This window comes from Chryseobacterium sp. C2(2020), from assembly GCF_014218915.1.
Lineage (GTDB): Bacteria > Bacteroidota > Bacteroidia > Flavobacteriales > Weeksellaceae > Chryseobacterium > Chryseobacterium mucoviscidosis.
Genome location: NZ_JACLCT010000078.1, coordinates 1 through 4,685, shown reverse-complemented (window position 1 = coordinate 4,685; position 4,685 = coordinate 1). Strand labels below are relative to the sequence as shown.

At 33.1% G+C, this 4,685-nt stretch carries 6 protein-coding genes; 3 read left to right on the top strand and 3 right to left on the bottom strand.

Going from position 1 to position 4,685, the window contains the following annotated elements:
* Positions 1-71: 71 nt before the first annotated feature.
* A complete protein-coding gene (locus H6W52_RS20860; protein WP_185216956.1) occupies positions 72-821 on the bottom strand; it encodes a GLPGLI family protein in 750 nt (249 codons plus the stop codon).
* Between the two features lie 46 nt (positions 822-867).
* Complete coding sequence (locus H6W52_RS20855) at positions 868-1,074, bottom strand: hypothetical protein (RefSeq protein ID WP_116099347.1); 207 nt, start codon at positions 1,072-1,074, stop codon at positions 868-870.
* Positions 1,075-1,223: 149 nt separating this feature from the next.
* Here H6W52_RS20855 and H6W52_RS20850 point away from each other — a divergent pair, with 149 nt between their 5' ends.
* A complete protein-coding gene (locus tag H6W52_RS20850) occupies positions 1,224-1,592 on the top strand; it encodes a helix-turn-helix transcriptional regulator (RefSeq protein ID WP_116099348.1) in 369 nt (122 codons plus the stop codon).
* Between the two features lie 31 nt (positions 1,593-1,623).
* On the opposite strand, the gene H6W52_RS20845 is transcribed toward H6W52_RS20850, so the two are convergent.
* On the bottom strand, positions 1,624-2,787 hold the full coding sequence (locus H6W52_RS20845) for a class I SAM-dependent RNA methyltransferase (RefSeq protein WP_116099349.1): 1,164 nt from the start codon (positions 2,785-2,787) through the stop codon (positions 1,624-1,626).
* Between the two features lie 122 nt (positions 2,788-2,909).
* On the opposite strand from H6W52_RS20845, the gene H6W52_RS20840 reads away from it, so the two are divergent.
* Together H6W52_RS20840 and H6W52_RS20835 are read left to right on the top strand one after the other, a co-directional pair.
* Positions 2,910-3,635 (top strand): SAM-dependent methyltransferase, encoded by a 726-nt coding sequence (locus H6W52_RS20840; RefSeq protein WP_116099350.1) that lies wholly within the window; start codon positions 2,910-2,912, stop codon positions 3,633-3,635.
* Between the two features lie 2 nt (positions 3,636-3,637).
* Entirely contained in the window at positions 3,638-4,351 is a 714-nt protein-coding gene (locus tag H6W52_RS20835; RefSeq protein WP_116099351.1) for a ZIP family metal transporter, read from the top strand.
* Positions 4,352-4,685: the final 334 nt, after the last annotated feature.

Sequence of the window (4,685 nt, the reverse complement as noted above, 5' to 3'; positions counted from 1 at the left end):
AAAAATTTTTTGAGCTTTGAGGGCTCAAAATTTTTCAGAATAACTTTTCTACTTACACAGTTAGTAGGACACTACCGGCGTATAATTACCATTAATAATTGTCTTGTTTCCTCATCACCAATATGTTCTAAATATTTGTTAGGATTGCCCATTTCTTTTCTTTTGTAATCAAAAATTTTTTGTTTCTGTATGGCTTCTGCTTTTGAATTCATGTTTGCGGACTTACAAACATATTTTCTTTTTCCAAATTTATACAAAGTAAAAACATAATCTTTTTTGTCATCGAAAACCTCTAAAATCAATCCCGGTAATTTACTGAATTTGTAAGGACCATAAGGAAAAGGTATTTCATTTGTGAAATACGCAGTCCACGTTCTGCCATATTTTTTAGCCGTAGCTTTTTGACATTTATATTTTCCGATTTTTTTATATTCATTTTCCAACTTCCAATTCATGTCATTACTTTCTTCATATTTATAGTTCTTCCCTGAAATGGGTACGGTAACATATATCTTAGCTGAGGTAATGCCTATATTTTCATCAAAAGGAGTAAAATATCTCAAATAGTCATTATAACTACTTTTATCATTTAATTTTCTTTCATATTTTAAAGAATCACTGACATATTTATTTAAATTTTTAAAGTAAGATTCTTCCCTGTTCATCAATAAAGCAAATGCCGCATCCTGAGTAGGTGCATTTGGTATATTCTGGTCTTTATAAACTAATTTATAATCTGCTTCATATTCAACATTAAAAGGCGTTTGAGATTTGCTTACAACAGAAATAAAAATAAGGCATAAAAAAAGTACTTGTTTCATTGGTCTATTTTAAAAGGCAATCCCTATTAACGGACTGCCTTATTTATTAATGTGAGTAAATTATAATATGAGATGTCCAAACATCACATAAATCATAATTAATTTGCGCTAAATAATTTGCTAATTGTTGGTTAGTCATTCCTCCGGTTCCTATAACTTCTACTGTTGTTTTCCCACAAGATGGACGGAATGGGAAGGCAACTACAGTTGATATTCCTAAAAATACCATACCAAAAATAAGTGCTTTTTTCATAATTGTTTTTTTTAATTTTTGATAAAATTTTCTTTAAAGTTCTTCAGGAAAACTTTTATACAAATCTATATCCCTAACTAATAAAAACCAAATTTAAATTATTCGAATTTATTCGCATAATTTTATTTTATATTTATGAAAAAATTCCGATGGTGAAAGAAAAATTAATCAAGGCAAGAAAAGAAAGAAATTTCTCTCAACAGGATATTGCCGAACATCTTAAAATCAGCCAAACTCATTATCTTCGTAAAGAAAAAGGTGAAGTTGAGATTAAAGACGAAGAATGGGAACGTATCGCAAAATTACTGGACGTAGAAGTAGATGATATTAAACAATCTGAAAAAGAGAATTCAATTCATCAAAACTTTGAAAATAATTCCGGCAACTATATTGGAAGCAATAATGTATACTGTAACGTTCCGGAATACCTGCTTGAAAACCAACAGGAATATATTTCCTTACTGAAAAAAGAAATTCAGGAGTTAAAAGATAGAATTGCAAAGCTGGAACAGAAATAAAAAAACCTTCCACTTCCGGAAGGTTTTCACTTTATTTTTCTTCTAATTTATGAATTTTCTTTGTTCCTTCATACATTTCATACTGCAAAAATCTCGTTTCCAGTTTTCCGTTGAAAAGCTTGATTTTTCTTGACGGACGAAGACCGATTTTCTTTACCGCTTCCAGATCAGAAGAAATCAGCCATGCCAATGTATTCGGATAATGGGTTTTGAAAGTGTCGCCTATTTTCTTGTAAAAATCATCATCATTAATAGAAATTCTTTCGTCGTAAGGCGGATTGAAAACCATTAACAAAGGGAAAAGTTCTTTTTTGGAATCAAAGAAATTCTGTTTCTTCACTTCAATTACATCTTCCATTTCTGCTGCTTCGATGTTCATTCTTGCCGCATTCAGCATTCTTGCATCAATATCGTAGCCAACGATCTTTCCGGTAAACTCTTTCACCCTGTTGATTCTGAATTCTTTAATCTTGGTAAAAAGATCCGCATCATAATTTTTCCAGTTCTGGAAAGCAAATCTCCTTCTGAAAATCTGCGCAGGAAGATCCAAAGCGATCATTGCCGCTTCAATTAAAAGTGTTCCGGAACCGCACATCGGATCAAGGAAATTACCTTTTCCGTCCCAACCAGCCAGTTGTAGCATTCCGCTTGCCAGAACTTCATTAATTGGAGCTTCTCCCTGCTCTCTTCTGTATCCTCTTTTAAATAAAGGATCTCCCGAAGAATCCAGAGAAATGGTAATTAACTCCCTGTCGATATGAAGGTGGAATTTAATATCCGGATTTTTAGTTTCTACATTCGGGCGTTTTTTGAATTTTTCCTGAAAATAATCCACAATAGCATCTTTCATTTTCAGCGTTACAAACTGAGAATGTTTGAATGTTTCAGAATTTACCGTAGAATCAATTGCAAAAGACTGATCCACATCCATAAATTCTTCCCAGTTGAATTTAAAAAGCCTGTCATAAAACTGGTGCTGATTGAAAGCCTTAAATTCGTGAATCGGAACCAAAATTTTCAAAGCCGTTCTCGCAGAGTAATTGATCTTGTATAAAAAGCCTAAATCTCCTTCACAGTTTACCGCACGGTTTTTAACCTCAACATTCCTTCCGCCCAGTTTTTTAATCTCTTCTGCCAAGATCTGCTCCAGTCCGAAAAATGTTTTTATCTGAATCTGTATATTTTCTGTATTCATTCTGCAAAAATAGCAATTTTAGTGGTTGGTTGTCAGTTTATAGTTTATACAAATCACTGCAACTACAAAAACCATGGGTTTGCAACAACAGACAATCGCCCAAAAAACACTATTTTTGCAGAATGGAATGGTTTGAATCTTGGTTTGATACCCCTTATTATCATGTACTGTACAGCAACAGAGACTATACAGAAGCGGAAAATTTCATCACAAAACTTACTGCCGAACTGCAGCTTCCGCCGAACTCAAAAATCATCGATCTGGCTTGTGGTAAAGGAAGACATTCGGTTTTTCTTAATAAGCTTGGGTATGATGTTTTGGGACTTGATCTTTCCAGACAGAGTATAGAATTTGATAAGCAGTTTGAGAATCAGACCTTGCTTTTTGATGTTCACGACATGAGAAACCCGATTGATGCAGAACCGATGGACGCTGTTTTCAATCTTTTTACGAGTTTCGGATATTTTGATAATGAGAGTGATGACAAAAAAGTATTTCAGTCGGTTTATAATGCATTAAAACCGGACGGATATTTTGTTCTGGATTATCTGAATGAGGAATATGTAAGAAAAAGCATTGTTCCGGAATCTACTATTGTTCGCGGAGATATTGAATTTAAAATAAAAAAGAAAATTGAGGGAAGACATATTGTAAAAGACATTCAATTTGAAGCAGACGGAAGACCTTATCATTTCTTCGAAAAAGTAAAACTTCACACGTTGGATGCCATCAATTCCTATGCAACTGAATGTGGTTTTGAGAGAGTAAAAATCTGGGGAGATTACCAACTGAACGATTTTAATAAGGATACTTCTCCGCGTTGCATTAATTTATTCAAGAAAAAATAATGATTACCGTACTTTTACTGGTTTTAAGCGTTATTACAGGAGTATTTCTTGGAAAGTATTTCGGTAAAAAAGAAAAACTGGCAAAAAATCTGTTGATTTTAAGTGCCGGATTTCTGATTACCATTTGTCTGAATGAAGTATTTCCGCAGGTTTATACCTCAGAAACAGGAAGCAGTCTGGGCATTTTCGTGATTGCCGGAGTTTTACTGCAGATGATTCTTGAAGCTCTAACCAAAGGTTTTGAACACGGACATTTTCATCATCACAGCGAACATAATATTCTGCCTGTTGCTTTAATGGTAGGACTTTTTATCCATGCTTTTATTGAGGGAATTCCTTTGGCGAACGAAGAACAGGAATTATCGCCGTATCTTTTGGGAATTGTTTTTCACAATCTTCCGATATCGTTTATTTTGGGCGCATTTTTATTTAATCGAAAAGATGAATCAAAGTCCAATCCTTCTTATCCTTCGCTGCTCATTGTTGCCCTTTTTGCTTTGGCTTCTCCAATGGGAATGCTGCTCGGAAATTATTTCAATCCCGATCTTCAGCCTTACTTTCTGGCGATCGTAGGAGGAATTTTCCTGCATATTTCTTCGGTAATAATTTTTGAAAGTAATAAAAACCATAACATCGACTGGCTAAAAATAGGGCTTGTGATTTTAGGGGTTTCATTGGCGTTGGTTATGCATCTTTTTCACAGTCATGCTCATTAATGATAACAAAAGACTGTTGAATATATTAAATTTGTTTAAACTAATTTCAGAATTAGCCACAAAAGACAATTTTAAAGCCAATTTCTATAATAATAAAAGCGCTCAAAATAATAAAAATCAAAGATTTTTTAAAAAATTATTGTGAACTTTTTCATTTATAATGATCAGCTTTAAATAAAAATTTGTCATTTTTTGTGACTTTTGTAGTTAATAAAAAGTTTAAACAGACTTATTAAATAAAAAGCTCCGAATTTACGTGAGGTCACTGAAAAACTAAATTTTTATTAACCAATAAAAAAGGAGTGTAAAACGTATAGTTTTACGCTCCTTCTTT